Origin of the sequence: Streptomyces kurssanovii, assembly GCF_040677245.1 — a bacterium.
GTDB classification, from domain to species: Bacteria; Actinomycetota; Actinomycetes; order Streptomycetales; family Streptomycetaceae; genus Streptomyces; species Streptomyces kurssanovii.
In genome coordinates this window covers 23,279-39,080 of record NZ_JBFAQK010000070.1, presented here as the reverse complement: position 1 = coordinate 39,080, position 15,802 = coordinate 23,279, and the positions used below count along the sequence as shown (strand labels likewise).

Below are 15,802 nucleotides of genomic sequence, written 5' to 3'. Positions count from 1 at the left end.
CGGGCTCCGCCCGGACCCGCCACCGCGCTCCGCGCGGTGTTTCGGGGGCTCTGCCCCCGGACCCCCGCGCCTCAAACGCCGGCGGGGCTGACTTTGTCACGGGGCGGGTAGGGGACAAGCCCGCCGCAGGCGGTCAGGCGCGCACGCGCCGCAACGCCACCCCCACCACGACCGCCGTCCCCACCACAACCACCGCGTCGATCGCCAGCACCATCCGGATCCCTTCGAACAGCGACTCCCGCGTCGTCGCCAGGACGCCCAGCAGCGGGATGCCCACCGTGAGGCCCACCTGCTGCGTCGTGGTGACGAGGCCCGTCGCCAGGCCCTGTTCGCCGTCCGGGACGCCGGACGTCACGGTCAGGCCGTAGGAGATGATCGCCCCCAGGTGGCACATGCTCGCCAGCGAGACGCCCACCGTCGCGAGCAGCGCGCCCGACTGGGTGCCGAGGCCCAGCAGGGCGGCGACGAAGAGGCCCTGGCCGGCGAGGGAGAACACCAGGACGCGCGGCGCGCCGAAGCGTCCGATGACCCTCGGGGCGAACGTGCCCGCGATCACGGACAGGACGCCCTGCACACCGAAGACCAGGCCGGTGACGTAGGCCGGGAGCCCCAGCGTCTCCTGGAGGTACAGCGTGAGGACGAACACGACCGTGCTCATCATCGAGAAGGTGACGAGGCCTCCGAGGTTGCCGAACGCCACCGTCCGCCGGCGCAGCATCGGCAGCGAGACCAGCGGGGCCGGACTGCGGGTCTCCACGACCGCGAAGGCGGTCAGCAGCGCGACGCCCGCGACGAGCGTGACGATCACGTCCGCGCCGCCGAAGCCGCGGTCGGCCGCCGTGGACAGGGCGTAGATCACGGCGAGGAGGCCACCGGTGACGGTGACCGCGCCGGGTACGTCGAGCCTCGGCCGCAGCGGCGTACGGGACTCGGTCAGCAGGCCGGGCGCGAGCGGCAGCACGATCAGGGTGAACAGGGCCAGCAGGCCCATGGTCGAGCGCCATCCCAGGGTGTCCGTCATGACCCCGCCGAGGAGCATGCCGACGGTGAAGCCGAGCGACAGAAGCGTGCCGCTGATGCCCAGCGCCCGTTCACGCCGCGGCCCTTCGGGGAAGGTGGTGGTGATCAGCGACATGCCGGTGGGCACGATGACGGCAGCGCCGAGTCCCTGGAGCGCCCGGCCGGCGAGGAACGACGCAGGGTCCCAGGCGAACGTCGCGAGCAGCGACGCCGCGCCGAAGACGGCCAGCCCGGTGAGGAACAGCCTGCGCCGCCCGTAGAGGTCGGCGATGCGCCCGAAGAGCAGCAGGAAGCCGCCGGACGGCAGGGCGAACGCGGTGACCGCCCACTGGAGCGAGGACGGGCCGAGCCCGAGGTCCCGGCCCAGTTCGGGCAGGGCGACGTTCAGCACGGAGAAGTCGAGCGCGACCATGAACTGAGCGGCGCACAGCACGAACAGGACCAGCCGTGCGCGCCGGTCGAGCCGGGGAGGCGTCGTGCCCTTGGGGGAGGGGAGGGTGGTGTCGGTAGCCATAGCGGTGACCCTCCGGCGGCCCGGCCGGCCGTGGGGAGCGGGAACTTATCCTGTTGGCCGCACCACCAGGCATACGGACAGGGGGAGTACGTGGCCACGTCGACCGGACACGACGAGAAGAAGGCGCACCGGCTGCGCGAGTTGCGGGAGTTCCTGATGAGCCGGCGCGCCCGGATCTCGCCGGCGGAGGCGGGCCTGCCGGACGGCGGCGCCCGTCGCCGCACGCCGGGTCTGCGCCGGGAGGAGGTCGCCGTCCTCGCGGGCGTCGGCGTCTCCTGGTACCAGTGGCTGGAGCAGGGACGTGACATCACCGTCTCGCCGCAGGTCCTGGACGCGGTGGGCCGGGTGCTCCGGCTGAGCAGCGCCGAGCGCCGCCATCTGTACGTCCTCGCGGGTCTCAATCCGCCGCCGCCCCGGACCGATCCGGGCGACCGCGACATGTGCGCCGGACTGCGGCGGCTGATCGACGCGTGGATGCCGTACCCGGCGCACATCATGGACGGTTACTGGAACACCGTGATGTACAACGACGCGGCGGCCGCGGTCCTCGGCATGCGGCCCGGCATCGTGCAGAACTGTCTGATCGCGTACTTCACGGACCCCGTCTACCGTGCCCGGAGCTCCGGTTGGGCGGAGAACGCGCCGCAGGTCGTCGCGCAGTTCCGTGCCGCGTGCTCGGAGGGGCCGGACGACGAGGGGTTCCGGACGGTGGTCGCGGAGGCCAGGGCGGCGAGCCCCGAGTTCGCCGAACTGTGGGAGCGCCGGGACGTCGCGCCCGGAGGGCAGATCCGCAAGGAGATGCAGCATCCGCTGGTGGGCCGACTGGTCGTGGAGTCGACCCAGTTGAGGGTGCCGGCCCGGCCGGATCTGGTGATCGTGATGCACACCCCGGTGCCCGACGCGGCGACGGACACGGCGGCGAAGCTCCAGTGGCTCGCGAGCCCCGAGGGCCGGCGCGGGTCGATGTATCCCGTGGCGGGCTGACGCCGGGGCCGATCTATGCTCTGGGCATGACGCAGAGCTCCGACCTCGGCCCCGAGGACCGCAAGATCATCACGCTGGCGCGCAGCGCCCGGGCCCGTAACGGTGTGCCCGAGGGCGCGGCCGTCCGCGACGAGACCGGCCGTACCTACGTCGCCGGGACGGTGGCTCTCGACTCGCTGAAGCTGAGCGCGCTGCAGACCGCCGTGGCCATGGCCGTGGCCAGCGGCGCCACGTCGCTGGAGGCCGCCGCGGTGGTCTCCGACGCCGACGCCGCCTCCGACGAGGACCGGGCGGCGGTACGGGACCTGGGCGGCGCGGGGACTCCGGTGCTGCTCGCGGGCCCGGACGGCGAACTGAAGGCCGCGGTCACCGCGGGCTGAAGTACCCGCGCCCGCGCCCCGCGCGGCGGCCTTCGCGGCCGGCCGGGCGAGGCCGGGATGCGCCGGGCGCGGGCGTGCGTGACCGAGGGCCCGTGACATCAGGGACAATGGGCGCCATGAGCGCTCGTACCCAGTCTTCCGAAGCCCCCCATCGGGCCGGCTTCGCCTGCTTCGTCGGCCGCCCCAACGCGGGCAAGTCCACTCTCACGAACGCTCTCGTCGGCCAGAAGGTGGCGATCACCTCCACGCGGCCGCAGACGACCCGGCACACGGTGCGCGGCATCGTGCACCGGCCGGAGGCGCAGCTGATCCTGGTGGACACCCCGGGGCTGCACAAGCCGCGGACCCTGCTCGGTGAGCGGCTGAACGACATCGTGCGCACCACCTGGGCCGAGGTCGACGTGATCGGCTTCTGTCTGCCCGCCGACCAGAAGCTGGGCCCCGGCGACCGGTTCATCGCCAAGGAGCTCGCCGGGATCAAGAAGACCCCGAAGGTCGCCATCATCACCAAGACCGACCTCGTCGACTCCAAGACGCTGGCCGAGCAGCTCATCGCCGTCGACAAGCTCGGCAAGGAGCTCGGGATCGAGTGGGCCGAGATCGTGCCGGTCTCCGCGGTGGGCGACACACAGGTGCAGCTGGTGGCGGACCTGCTGATCCCCCTTCTGCCGGAGAGCCCCCCGCTCTACCCGGAGGGCGACCTCACGGACGAGCCCGAGCAGGTCATGGTCGCGGAGCTGATCCGCGAGGCCGCGCTCGAGGGCGTACGGGACGAGCTCCCGCACTCGATCGCGGTGGTCGTCGAGGAGATGCTGCCGCGCGAGGACCGTCCGGCGGACCGCCCGCTGCTGGACATCCACGCCAACGTCTACATCGAGCGCCCCAGCCAGAAGGGCATCATCATCGGCCCGAAGGGCAAGCGCCTGAAGGAGGTCGGCACGAAGTCCCGGAAGCACATCGAGGCGCTGCTCGGTACGCCGGTCTTCCTCGACCTCCATGTGAAGGTGGCGAAGGACTGGCAGCGCGACCCCAAGCAGCTGCGCAAGCTCGGCTTCTGACCGCGGGGCCGGCGCGGTGGCGAGACGCTCCGCCGGACGGCCCCGTCAGGAACCTTCCTTGAGCACGAGCGAGATCAGCTGCCGCTGGGCGTCGGTCAGCCGGGGATCGGAGCAGTAGACCGTGCGCCCGTCGACCGTGAGCTGGTAACTGAACCCGTCGGGGACGCCGATGGGCGGGGTGTCGCGGGCCTCGGACACCGCCTGTGCGGCGAGGGCATGCACGTCGCCGGCATCGGCCCGGTCCGAGGTGTCGACCTCGGCGAGGCGCTCGATCCCGGCGAAGCCTCCTGTACGCCTTACCTGGATACGCATGGTTCCCGTTGTAGTACGGAACGGGGCCGGGCGACAGTCGGGCCGCCCGGCCCAGCGGTGGACCCGGCCGTCAGTCCGACGTCTTCACGCCGACCTGTGACCAGGCCTTGAGCACGGCCTCGTGTTCCTCGCCCTCGCCGTAGCGGGCCGCGGCCGCGGCCACCGTCAGGCGGGCGAAGCTGCCGAAGTCGGCGTCCACCGTCAGCTTGCCGCCGGTCAGCACGTCGAACCAGATCTGTCCGGCCCGCTCCCAGGCGCGCCCGCCGAGCCGGGTCGCCAGCAGGTAGAAGGCGTGGTTGGGGATGCCGGAGTTGATGTGGACGCCGCCGTTGTCGCGACCGGTGCGGACGTAGTCCTCCATGGTCGCCGGCTGCGGGTCCTTGCCCAGCACGTCGTCGTCGTACGCGGTCCCCGGCGCCTTCATCGACCGCAGTGCGACGCCCTCGACCCGGGGCGCGAGCAGGCCGGCGCCGATCAGCCAGTCCGCCTCCTCCGCGCTCTGCCCGAGCGTGCGCTGCTTGACCAGGGACCCCAGCACGTCGGACACCGACTCGTTGAGGGCGCCGGGCTGGCCGAAGTAGCTGAGGTTGGCCGTGTACTGGGTCAGGCCGTGCGCCAGCTCGTGGGCGATGACGTCGACCGCGACGGTGAAGTCGAGGAAGATCTCGCCGTCACCGTCGCCGAAGACCATCTGCTCGCCGTTCCAGAAGGCGTTCCCGTACTTCTCGTCGTAGTGGACGGACGCGTCCAGCGGCAGTCCCGCACCGTCGATGGAGCTGCGCCCGTAGGCGGTGAGCAGCTCGAAGGTGGCGCCGAGGCCCGCGTACGCGCGGTTGACGGTGGCGTCCTTGACGGCCTCCTCGCCCTCGCCGCGGGCCCGGATGCCGGGGAGGTCCGTGCCGCCCCGGGCGTCGTAGACGGTCCGGCGCGGGCCGTCGGCCGGGGCGGCGACCGGGCGTGCCGCGGCGCCCAGGACCGTGGTCAGCCGACGGCCGGTGCGCTGCGCGGCGTCGGCCTGGAGGGTGCGCCGGGCCGGGCCGGACACGGCGGGGTCGTCGGCCCGGGCGAGCTTGTCGAGGATGTGCGGCGGCACGATGCCGCAGAAGACCGGGGTGCGAATGTCCATGAGCGGCACAGTGGCACTGAGTACTTACGGTGTCGCGGAAAGTGAGAACGGTTAGCGAAATGGAGTGATAGGTCATATTTGACCGTTACTGATCGGTCGTCCCGCATACTGGAACGGGTCCCACGCTCCCGCCGAGGCTCGGCTAGTCTGCTGTGCATCATGCGTTTCGGGCTGCTTCTCCTTAGCTGCCGCGGCGAGGGCCTGTAGTCGTAGGCCGACCCCCTCCCCGCGGAGTCTGGTGCTGCTTCGACTCAGTCGGCCCCCTTCCTGCAGGATCCGAGGAGCCCTACGCCATGTCACAGTCGCAGTGGATCGGCCGTCCCACCCCGATCACCAGCACGACGCACACGCAGCAGCCGTCCGGGATGCCGATCCACAAGTACCGCGGGTACGAGTCCGTCGACATCCCCGACCGCACCTGGCCCGAGCAGCGGATCACCAAGGCGCCGCGCTGGCTGTCCACCGATCTGCGCGACGGCAACCAGGCGCTGATCGACCCCATGAGCCCGGCCCGCAAGCGCGAGATGTTCGACCTGCTGGTGCGCATGGGCTACAAGGAGATCGAGGTCGGCTTCCCGTCCTCCGGCGAGACTGACTTCAACTTCGTGCGCTCCATCATCGAGGACGGCGCGATCCCCGACGACGTCACCATCTCGGTGCTGACGCAGGCCCGTGAGGACCTGATCGAGCGGACCGTCGAGTCCCTGGTCGGCGCCAAGCGGGCCACGGTGCACCTGTACAACGCGACCGCGCCCACCTTCCGCCGCGTCGTCTTCCGCGGCTCCAAGGACGACATCAAGCAGATCGCCGTCGACGGCACCCGCCTGGTGATGGAGTACGCGGAGAAGCTGCTGGGCGACGAGACCGCCTTCGGCTACCAGTACAGCCCCGAGATCTTCACCGACACCGAGCTGGACTTCGCCCTGGAGGTCTGCGAAGCGGTGTGCGACGTGTGGCAGCCCGGCCCCGGCCGCGAGATCATCCTCAACCTGCCGGCCACCGTGGAGCGTTCGACCCCCTCCACGCACGCCGACCGCTTCGAGTGGATGTCGCGCAACCTGACCCGCCGCGAGTACGTCTGCCTGTCGGTCCACCCGCACAACGACCGCGGCACCGCCGTCGCCGCCGCCGAGCTGGCGATCATGGCGGGCGCGGACCGTATCGAGGGCTGCCTGTTCGGTCAGGGCGAGCGGACGGGCAACGTCGACCTGGTCACCCTGGGCATGAACCTGTTCTCGCAGGGCGTCGACCCGCAGATCGACTTCTCGCAGATCGACGAGATCCGCCGCACCAGCGAGTACTGCAACCAGATGGAGATCCACCCGCGCCACCCGTACGCGGGCGACCTGGTCTACACCGCCTTCTCCGGCTCCCACCAGGACGCCATCAAGAAGGGCTTCGACGCGATGGAGGCCGACGCGGCCGCCGCCGGCAAGAGCGTCGACGAGATCGAGTGGGCCGTCCCGTACCTGCCGATCGACCCGAAGGACGTCGGCCGCTCGTACGAGGCCGTGATCCGGGTCAACTCGCAGTCCGGCAAGGGCGGTATCGCCTACGTCCTGAAGAACGACCACAAGCTGGACCTGCCGCGCCGGATGCAGATCGAGTTCTCGAAGATCATCCAGGCGAAGACGGACACCGAGGGCGGCGAGGTCACCCCGGCCGCGATCTGGTCCGTCTTCCAGGACGAGTACCTGCCGAACCCCGAGAACCCGTGGGGGCGCATCCAGATCCGCTCCGGCCAGACCACCACCGACAAGGATGGCGTGGACACCCTGACCGTCGAGGCGGTCGTGGACGGCACGGAGACGGTGCTGAGCGGCACCGGCAACGGTCCGATCTCGGCGTTCTTCGCCGCTCTGAACGGCATCGGCGTCGATGTACGGCTGCTGGACTACCAGGAGCACACGATGAGCGAGGGCGCGTCCGCGCAGGCCGCCTCCTACATCGAGTGCGCCATCGACGGTCAGGTGCTGTGGGGCATCGGCATCGACGCCAACACCACCCGCGCCTCCCTGAAGGCGGTCGTCTCGGCCGTCAACCGCGCGGCCCGCTAGTACACCGGTCGAACCGGCCCGGTCGCCGGGCCTGCCCTGATCACGGGCGGGCCCGGCGATTTGCGTCGCTGTGCACGCAGTTGTGCCAGGGAGCGGAATCGGCCATGTCGATTCAGGCTTCTTCCGGGGTGCTGACGCGACATCATCCATGTGGCTAACATCACGTCAACGCGGCAGCGCTGCCGCAGCTTCATGGAGGTGCGACGTGCTGCCAGCCCGGAGATTGTTCGTCCGAAAACTGCGGGTATGCGGCATTCACACGTCCTGGAACACCGTGGGTGACGGCGAGTTCTTCTGCCCCGAATGCGGAGGCGACCGCAACTACCGCCGCCGCACCGGCCGCCGCCGCTTCACCGTCCTCGGAGTGCCCCTGCTGCCGCGCGGCCTCGCCGGCCCCGTCGTCGAATGCGCCGCCTGCCACAGCCACTTCGGCACGGACGTCCTCGACCACCCCACCACCGGGCGCTTCTCCGCGATGCTCAGGGACGCGGTCCACACCGTCGCCCTCGCCGTCCTCGCCTCCGGCGGCACCTCCTCCCGTACCGTCCGCGAGACCGCCGTACAGGCGGTGCGCGCAGCGGGGCTCGACGACTGCACGGAGGACCAGCTCACCTCCCTGATCGAGGCCCTCGCCGCCGACACCGGCCGGTACGTCGCGGACGCCGGACCGTACGGCGCGGCGCTCGCGATCGAGCTCCACGAGGCGCTGGAGCCGCTCGCGCCCCACCTTGCTCCCGCCGGACGGGAGTCGATCCTGCTCCAGGGTGCGCGCATCGCCCTCGCGGACGGCCCCTACACCCCCGCCGAGCGCGAGGTCCTCACCACGGTCGGCGCGGCCCTCCAGTTCTGCGACGACGACACCGAGCAGCTCCTGGAGACGGCGGCGCACACGCCGTTCTGACCCCGCCGGAGCGCGCCGAGCGCCCTGGCCGGCGGGGCCCTGCGGTCCCGGCGGCAGGCGGAGAGCCAGACGGGTGCCGTGCCCACGGGCCGTACCTCCCGCGCCGTTCTTCCCGCGCCGTACTCTCCCTGCCGTACTCCCCGGGGAGTAACGCACCCCGCGGGCCACCCTGCGCAGTAGCGCCCATCTCGCCCGCGCGTGCGACGAAACCTCCCCTGCCCGGCGGAAGTCTGGTGGTGCATCCAGCCACCGGACGCCCGTGACGAAGGGGAGACACCTATGGGGCCCGCCGCACCGACCGCGACCGCACCACCACCCACCAGGCCGACCGCCCGCCGCAGAGCCCTGCCCTGGGCGGTCCTGGTCCTGTGGATCGCAGCCGTCGCCCTCGCCGTCCCCTTCGCGGGGAAGCTCGGCGACGCACAGCGCGACAACATCGTCGACTACCTCCCCGCGAGCGCCGACTCCACCCAGGTCGCCAAGGTCGAACAGGCGCTGCCCGGCGGCGAGTCCACCGAGCTGGTCGTCGTCTACCACCGCGACGGCGGGCTCACCGCCGCGGACCGCGCCCACGCGCAGCAGCAGGTGGAGGGGATCAACGGCGCCCACGAGTTCGACGGCGGCGCACCGCGGGGCATCCCGTCGAAGGACGGCACGACCCTGATGTACCCGATGTCGACCACCGCACCCGGCACCGACAACGACGCCCGCATCGCGCTCGTCGACGACGTGCGGGAACGGCTCGGCGCCGACCCGGTCGAGGGTCTCGGCGCCGAACTCGGCGGTCCCGGCGCCCTGGCGACCGACATGGAGAAGGTCTTCGAGACCATCGACGGCACGCTCATGGTCGCGACCGTGCTCGTCGTCGCCGTGCTGCTCGTCCTCACCTACCGCAGCCCGTTCCTGTGGCTCGTGCCGCTCACCGTCGTCGGCTTCGCGGCCGTCGCTTCCCGGGCCGTCGTCTACGGGCTCATCCAGGGCTTCGACCTCACCGTCACCAGTCAGAGCGCCGCGATCATGACCGTCCTCGTGTTCGGCGCGGGCACCGACTACGCGCTGCTGCTCGTCGCCCGCTACCGGGAGGAGCTGCGCCGCGTCGAGCAGCCGTACGACGCGATGCTCGCCGCCCTGCGCGGCTGCGGTCCCGCCGTCGTCGCCTCCTCCGGCACCGTCGCCGCCGGGCTGCTGTGCCTGCTCGCCGCCGACCTCAACAGCGCCAGCGGACTCGGCCCGGTCGGCGCGGTCGGTGTCGTGTGCTCCCTCGCCGCGATGCTCACCCTGCTGCCCGCCGTCCTGGTGCTCCTCGGCCGCCGGGTGTTCTGGCCGCTGGTGCCCGCCTACGGCTCCGAGCCGAAGCGAGGCCGTTCGCTGTTCGCGGCGATGGGCAGCTCCGCCGGCCGCCGGCCGGGCGCGGTCCTCGTGTCCGGGGCGCTGCTGCTCGGTGCGCTGGCGCTCGGCGTGTTCAACCTGCCGGGCAACCTCGCCCAGGAGGACACTTTCACCGAGCGGCCCGAGTCCGTCTCCGCGATGAAGGTCCTCGCGGAGGCGTACCCGGACCGCGGCAGTCAGCCGATCAGCATCGTCGCCCCCACCGACAAGGCGGACCAGGCGCTGGCCCGGGCCCGCGGCACCGAGGGCGTCGCCGCGGCGGAGACCGGCCGTTCCGGAGGCGGCTGGACGGAGATCACCGTCTTCGCGAAGGACGCGCCGGAGAGCGCGGGCGAGACCGCCACCATCGAGGCCCTGCGGGCGGGGCTCGACGGCAGCCACGTCGGCGGGCCCAGCGCGCAGCAGCTGGACCTGGCCGACACCAACGCCCGCGACCAGAAGATCGTCATCCCGCTCGTCCTCGGCGCGGTCCTGCTGATCCTCATGGTCCTGCTCCGCAGCCTCGTCGCACCCCTGATCCTCACCGCGGCCGTCGTCGCCGTGTGGGGGGCCGTCATGGGCCTCGGCGGACTGCTCTTCGAGCCGGTCTTCGGGTTCTCCGGGCTCGACCCGAGCACTCCGCTGCTGTCGTTCGTCTTCCTCGTCGCCCTCGGGGTCGACTACGGCATCTTCCTGATGCACCGGATGCGTGAGGAGTCCCTGGCGGGCGCCGAGCCGGAGACGGCGGCGCTCACCGCGCTGCGCACGACCGGAGGGGTGATCGCCTCCGCGGGCATCGTGCTCGCGGCGACGTTCACCGTCCTGATGAACCTCCCGCTGGTGCCGCTCTTCGAGATGGGCTTCCTGGTGGCGGTCGGCGTCCTGCTGGACACGTTCCTCGTCCGCACGTACCTGGTGACCTCTGCGAGCCTGCTGCTGGGGCGGCGGGTGTGGTGGCCCGGACCGCTGAGCCGCCGCCCGGCGGGGAAGCCGGGGCCGGCGACGCGGGCGGCACGCGAGCCGCAACCGGCGGGCGACACCCGCTAGCCCGCGGGGCATGTACCCGGCCCCGCCCGCCCCTTCCCATGACCGGGCTCCGCCCGGACCCGTTCGCGGGGGCCCCGCCGGACCCCCCGCAATCCCGATCACCGGCGGGGCTTGGAACGCCCCGCCGCCGGCCGGGTTCGCCGCGCGGCGCAATCCGGCCCAAGACGGCGCATGAGGCCGGCGCGCCACGCGCGGTACGCCGCCCGCCGGGCGGTAGGGGTCCGGGCGCGGCCCGGTACGGGGTCCGGGGCCTGCCCCGATCACGGGAAGGGGCGGGGTGGGGAAAACACAACTCCTGGACCAGGATGGACCCGTGCCGCACCCACCCCGCCCCCGTCTCGGCGAGCGCGTGCTGAACGCCGTCAGCCGCGACCCCCTCACCGTCCCCGACCGCACCCGCAACGACGCCGTCATCGCCGCGGCCATCGGCGTCCTGTCCCTCGCGCTCGCGCTGCTCGTCGACGACGGCCGCAGGCCGGACGCCCTGGGCTGGGCGCTCCTGGCGGGGAGCGTCGTGCCGCTCGTGTGGCGGCGGTCGCACCCCGGCCTCGTCCTGGCCGCCGTACTGCTGTGCGTCGGGCCGTACCACGCGCTGGACAACACCCATGCCGCGCCGGTGCCCGCGTCCCTGGTCGCCCTCTACACCGTGGCCGTGACCGGGCGGCCGCTGTACACCTTCTTCGTCGGCTGTCTGGTCATCGGCGTCAGCCTGTCCGTCATGTTCAACGTCGGCACGCACGAGGGCCTGGAGGCCCTGCGCACCTCGGGCTGGATCCTCGCGGTCCTCGTCCTGGGCGTCGACGTGCGCACCTACCGCCACTACATCGCCTCCGTCGTGGGCCGTGCCGAACGGGCCGAGCGCACCCGCGAGGAGGAGGCGGCACGCCGGGTCGCGGAGGAGCGGCTGCGGATCGCACGCGATCTGCACGACCTGCTCGCGCACTCCATCACCCTCATCGGCGTGCAGACGTCCGTCGCCTCCCACGTCCTCAGCGTCGACCCGGACCGGCTGGACCGGGCGGCGATCGCCAAGGCGCTCGACGACATCGCGGAGACATGCCGTACCGCGCGCGGTGAACTGCGCACCACGCTGGAGGTCCTGCGCACCGACGGCCCCGACTGCGACGGCCCGCTGCCGGACCTGGCGGCGCTGCCGGACCTGGTGCGGACGGCCGGCGCCGAACTCACCCTGCGCACGGGCGAGTCGGCGATGCCGCCCGCCGTTGAGGCGGCCGCGTACCGGATCGTGCAGGAGTCGCTGACGAACGCGGTGCGGCACGGCGGAGCGGGGGTACGTATCGCGGTGACGGTGGTCCGGGAGGAGGACGCCCTGCGGGTCCACGTCACCGACGACGGGGCCGCGGAGCCTCCGGTGCCCGGCTCCGGCTTCGGCATCCTCGGGATGCGGGAGCGGGCCCGCAGCGTGGGCGGCACGCTGTCGGCCGGTCCACGCGGCGAAGCAGCCGGTTTCGAGGTCGCCGCGATCCTGCCCCTTCAGCCCACGGAGGCCACCGCATGAGCCCGACGAATCCGATCCGCGTCCTGCTCGCCGACGACCAGACGCTGGTGCGCGCGGCCTTCGCGATGCTCGTCGAGTCGGCCCGCGACATGGAGGTCGTCGCCCAGGCGGGCACGGGCGCGGAGGCGGTCGAACTGGCCCGCAGCGAACGGGCCGACCTCGTCGTCATGGACATCCGCATGCCCGAACTCGACGGCATCGAGGCCACCAGGCTGATCGCGGCGGACGACGACCTGGCGGGCGTCAAGGTGCTCGTCCTGACCACGTACGACACCGACGAGCACATCATGGAGGCGCTGCGCGCGGGCGCGTCGGGCTTCCTGGTGAAGGACACCAGGCCGGCCGATCTGCTGGCGGCGATCCGCACGGTCGCGGCCGGCGAGTCGCTGCTCTCCCCGGGGCCGACGTCCCGCCTGATCGCCCGGGTCCTGAGCGCCCCGCAGGTCCCCGCGCCGAACGGGGCGGGCGGCCCGGACGTACTCACGGACCGCGAACGCCAGGTCCTGGCCCTGGTGGCCCGGGGCCTGAACAACACGGAGATCGCCGAGTCCCTGGGCCTGAGCCCGCTGACGGCCAAGACCCATGTCAGCCGCATCATGAGCAAACTGTGCGCCCGGGACCGGGCCCAACTGGTGATCGTGGCCTACGAGTCGGGGCTGGTGGTCCCGGGCGAGGGATGAGCCGGGGCCCGCCGGCTCACCCTTGCCCTTCCCCGCGACCGGCCGGGCGCGATCACGGCTCGTGGCCGGAATCGGTGCCTTGTCGACCCGGACCCGTACCCCAACAATGCGCATGACAAGTCGGAGTGTCACTCCGGCCCCACCCGTCGCATTGAGGGGACCCCCACATGAACAAGCCTCTCGCCGGCGCGCTGCTCGCGTTCGCGCTCCTCGGAGCGGGCGCAGCACCCGCCGTCGCCGCCGAAGCGGACGTCTCCGCCAAGGCGGTGGACTTCGCCGGAACGGTCGCGCTCAGCAACTGCTCCGGTTCCGTGGTCCGTACGGCCGCCGCGCAGCCGAACGACCCGGCGCTCGTCATGTCCAACGGCCACTGCCTGGAGACCGGCTTCCCCGCCCCCGGCCAGGTGGTGGTCGACCGTGCCTCCTCCCGCAGCTTCGGCCTGCTCAACTCCGCCGGGACGCGCGTCGCCACCCTCCGGGCGAGCAAGATCGCCTACGGGACGATGACCGACACCGACGTCTCGCTGTACCAACTCACGAGCACCTACGGCCAGATCGAGTCCCGCTACGGCATCAAGGCGCTGGAGCTGAGCGCCGCGCGTCCGGCGCAGGGTACGGACATCAAGGTCGTCTCCGGGTACTGGAAGCGGATCTACAGCTGCGACATCGACGGGTTCGCCTACCGCCTCAAGGAAGGCTCGTGGACCTGGAAGGACTCCGTCCGCTACACCTCCGGCTGCGACACCATCGGCGGCACCTCGGGCTCGCCCGTCGTCGACACCGCCACCGGCAAGGTCGTCGCCGTCAACAACACCGGCAACGAGAGCGGCGGGCGCTGCACGGACAACAACCCCTGCGAGGTCGACGAGAGCGGCGTCGTCACCGTCCGGGAGGGCATCAACTACGGGCAGCAGACCTACACTCTGGCCGCCTGCATAGGCCCCGGCAGCCGCGTCGACCTGAGCCGCCCCGGCTGCACGGTGCCCAAGCCGTAGGAGCGCGCGGAGAGCCGGACCGGCGCGGCCGGCCGGCGCATCCGGGAACGCGCACGGGCCCGGCGGCGTGATGCCACCGGGCCCGTCCCGCGTCGCGAGCGGTGTTACGCGCCGCTCGCCCTGAGCATGTCCTCGCGCTCGACGATCTTCACGCGCTCGCGTCCCTGCGGCTCGCCCAGCGCCTTCTCCGCGGCGTCGAGCTTGTACCAGCCCTCCCAGGTCGTCCAGCGGACGCCGCGGGAGGCGAGGAAGGCCTCGACGGCCTCCGGCTCCGGCGACGCCGGGGTCTGGAGGCGGCCGTGCGCGTAGTCGTCCAGCAGGTTCGCGACGGTCTCGTTCGCGTCGCCCTTGGTGTGGCCGATGAGGCCGACCGGGCCACGCCGGATCCAGCCCGTGACGTACGTCGAGTCCAGGTGCTCCCCGGACTCCTCGATCACCCGGCCGCCCTCGTCCGGGACCGTGCCCGACGCCACGTCCCAGGGAAGCTTCGGCAGCTCGTCGGACAGGTAGCCCACGGCCCGGTAGACCGCCGTGACGTCCCAGTCCTTGAACTCGCCCGTGCCCTTCACGTTCCCGGTGCCGTCGAGCGTGGTGCGCTCGGTGCGCAGGCCCACGACCTTGCCGTCCTCGCCGAGGATCTCGGCGGGCGACTCGAAGAAGTGCAGGAACAGCTTGTGCGGCCGGTCGCCGGTATCGCGGATCGCCCAGTTCTCCAGGGTCTTCGCGACCATGTCGGCCTGCTTGTTGCCGCGGCGGGTCTCGATCGAGCCCTCGTCGTAGTCGATGTCCTCGGGGTCGACGATGACCTCGATGTTGGGGGAGTGGTCCAGCTCGCGCAGCTCCATCGGGCTGAACTTGGCCTGCGCCGGGCCGCGCCGTCCGAAGACATGCACCTCGAGCGCCTTGTTGGCCTTGAGGCCCTCGTGGACGTTCGGCGGGATCTCGGTCGGCAGCAGCTCGTCCGCCGTCTTCGCCAGGATGCGCGCCACGTCGAGCGCGACGTTGCCGACACCGAGCACGGCGACCTTCTCGGCCTCCAGCGACCAGGTGCGCGGCCAGTCCGGGTGCCCGTCGTACCAGGACACGAAGTCGGCGGCGCCGTAGGAGCCCTCCAGCTCGATCCCCGGTATGTCGAGCGCCCGGTCGGCGGTCGCGCCGGTGGAGAAGATCACCGCGTCGTAGTGGGTGCGGAGGTCGTCGAGGCTGAGGTCGTTGCCGTAGTCGACGTTGCCGAAGAGGCGGATCTGCGGCTTGTCGAGCACCTGGTGCAGGGCCGTGATGATGCCCTTGATCCGCGGGTGGTCGGGGGCGACGCCGTAACGGATCAGGCCGAAAGGCGCGGGCATACGCTCGAAGAGGTCGATGGACACGCCGGGGTCGGCGGCAGCCACCTCGGACTTCAGCAGCGCATCGGCGGCGTAGATCCCGGCGGGGCCGGCTCCGACGATGGCTACCCGCAGGGGGCGGGGCATGACAGGTTCCCTTCGAGCGGCGACAACTGGCTCGTCGGTAACCCTAAACAAAGGCAAGCCTAAGTCAGTACTCGCCCCTGGCCTATGACCTCATAAGGCAGACTTATGGCCCCTCAAAGGTCCCCTTGATGCCGGGATGGCGGCGACGCCGGCGGCCTGCCCGTCGCGCTCGGGGATCGCCCGCATTCCGCTGCCGGGGCGTGAATGCCCGGCACCGGCGGCATCGTGTCGTTCTTTCGCGCCGTCCGAACGCGGTCGGCCCGCCGCCTGTTCGAATGGGCCGGCGTATCCGCCGAATACGAACACTCGCCCGCCCGATTCCTCCCGGGTGCGTTTCGCGGCTTTCCGGCACGACTCCGGTCGCGGGCC

13 protein-coding genes are annotated in these 15,802 nt (G+C 71.9%); 9 read left to right on the top strand and 4 right to left on the bottom strand.

Annotated features, from left to right (window positions below; translation table 11 throughout):
- Window positions 1-133: 133 nt before the first annotated feature.
- Window positions 134-1,534 (bottom strand): MFS transporter, encoded by a 1,401-nt coding sequence (locus AB0K36_RS30995; protein ID WP_364600586.1) that lies wholly within the window; start codon window positions 1,532-1,534, stop codon window positions 134-136.
- Between the two features lie 90 nt (window positions 1,535-1,624).
- Here AB0K36_RS30995 and AB0K36_RS30990 point away from each other — a divergent pair, with 90 nt between their 5' ends.
- The 3 genes from AB0K36_RS30990 to era all read left to right on the top strand — a co-directional run bounded on the left by AB0K36_RS30990 (window position 1,625) and on the right by era (window position 3,956).
- Window positions 1,625-2,518: a helix-turn-helix transcriptional regulator gene (locus AB0K36_RS30990; RefSeq protein WP_364600584.1), complete on the top strand. Its 894-nt coding sequence runs from the start codon at window positions 1,625-1,627 to the stop codon at window positions 2,516-2,518.
- A gap of 26 nt (window positions 2,519-2,544) precedes the next feature.
- Window positions 2,545-2,898, top strand: a complete 354-nt coding sequence (locus tag AB0K36_RS30985) for a cytidine deaminase-like protein (protein ID WP_189467998.1) — start codon at window positions 2,545-2,547, stop codon at window positions 2,896-2,898.
- Window positions 2,899-3,014: 116 nt separating this feature from the next.
- On the top strand, window positions 3,015-3,956 hold the full coding sequence (era, locus tag AB0K36_RS30980; RefSeq protein ID WP_307706353.1) for a GTPase Era: 942 nt from the start codon (window positions 3,015-3,017) through the stop codon (window positions 3,954-3,956).
- A gap of 45 nt (window positions 3,957-4,001) precedes the next feature.
- Here era and AB0K36_RS30975 read toward each other — a convergent pair whose 3' ends face one another.
- Together AB0K36_RS30975 and AB0K36_RS30970 are read right to left on the bottom strand one after the other, a co-directional pair.
- Window positions 4,002-4,268, bottom strand: a complete 267-nt coding sequence (locus AB0K36_RS30975) for a protealysin inhibitor emfourin (protein ID WP_005317886.1) — start codon at window positions 4,266-4,268, stop codon at window positions 4,002-4,004.
- A 70-nt stretch (window positions 4,269-4,338) separates the two neighbouring features.
- Window positions 4,339-5,394, bottom strand: coding sequence for a M4 family metallopeptidase (locus AB0K36_RS30970; RefSeq protein ID WP_364600581.1), 1,056 nt, complete (start codon window positions 5,392-5,394; stop codon window positions 4,339-4,341).
- 293 nt (window positions 5,395-5,687) lie between these two features.
- Here AB0K36_RS30970 and leuA point away from each other — a divergent pair, with 293 nt between their 5' ends.
- The 6 genes from leuA (at window position 5,688) to AB0K36_RS30940 (ending at window position 13,961) form a co-directional block, all read left to right on the top strand.
- The gene (gene leuA / locus AB0K36_RS30965; RefSeq protein ID WP_364600579.1) at window positions 5,688-7,451 is read left to right on the top strand and encodes a 2-isopropylmalate synthase; all 1,764 of its coding nucleotides are present in this window, start codon (window positions 5,688-5,690) and stop codon (window positions 7,449-7,451) included.
- 205 nt (window positions 7,452-7,656) lie between these two features.
- Window positions 7,657-8,352 carry a TerB family tellurite resistance protein gene (locus AB0K36_RS30960; protein WP_189468003.1) on the top strand — a complete coding sequence of 232 codons (696 nt, stop codon included), beginning with the start codon at window positions 7,657-7,659 and terminating at the stop codon, window positions 8,350-8,352.
- A 279-nt stretch (window positions 8,353-8,631) separates the two neighbouring features.
- Window positions 8,632-10,767 (top strand): MMPL family transporter, encoded by a 2,136-nt coding sequence (locus AB0K36_RS30955; RefSeq protein WP_364600577.1) that lies wholly within the window; start codon window positions 8,632-8,634, stop codon window positions 10,765-10,767.
- 277 nt (window positions 10,768-11,044) lie between these two features.
- Entirely contained in the window at window positions 11,045-12,286 is a 1,242-nt protein-coding gene (locus AB0K36_RS30950; RefSeq protein ID WP_435877970.1) for a sensor histidine kinase, read from the top strand.
- Complete coding sequence (locus AB0K36_RS30945) at window positions 12,283-12,966, top strand: response regulator transcription factor (RefSeq protein ID WP_189468009.1); 684 nt, start codon at window positions 12,283-12,285, stop codon at window positions 12,964-12,966. The genes AB0K36_RS30950 and AB0K36_RS30945 overlap by 4 nt, the downstream gene beginning before the upstream one ends.
- A gap of 167 nt (window positions 12,967-13,133) precedes the next feature.
- Complete coding sequence (locus AB0K36_RS30940) at window positions 13,134-13,961, top strand: trypsin-like serine peptidase (RefSeq protein WP_364600573.1); 828 nt, start codon at window positions 13,134-13,136, stop codon at window positions 13,959-13,961.
- Between the two features lie 104 nt (window positions 13,962-14,065).
- On the opposite strand, the gene AB0K36_RS30935 is transcribed toward AB0K36_RS30940, so the two are convergent.
- Window positions 14,066-15,433 (bottom strand): FAD-dependent oxidoreductase, encoded by a 1,368-nt coding sequence (locus tag AB0K36_RS30935; RefSeq protein ID WP_364600571.1) that lies wholly within the window; start codon window positions 15,431-15,433, stop codon window positions 14,066-14,068.
- Window positions 15,434-15,802: the final 369 nt, after the last annotated feature.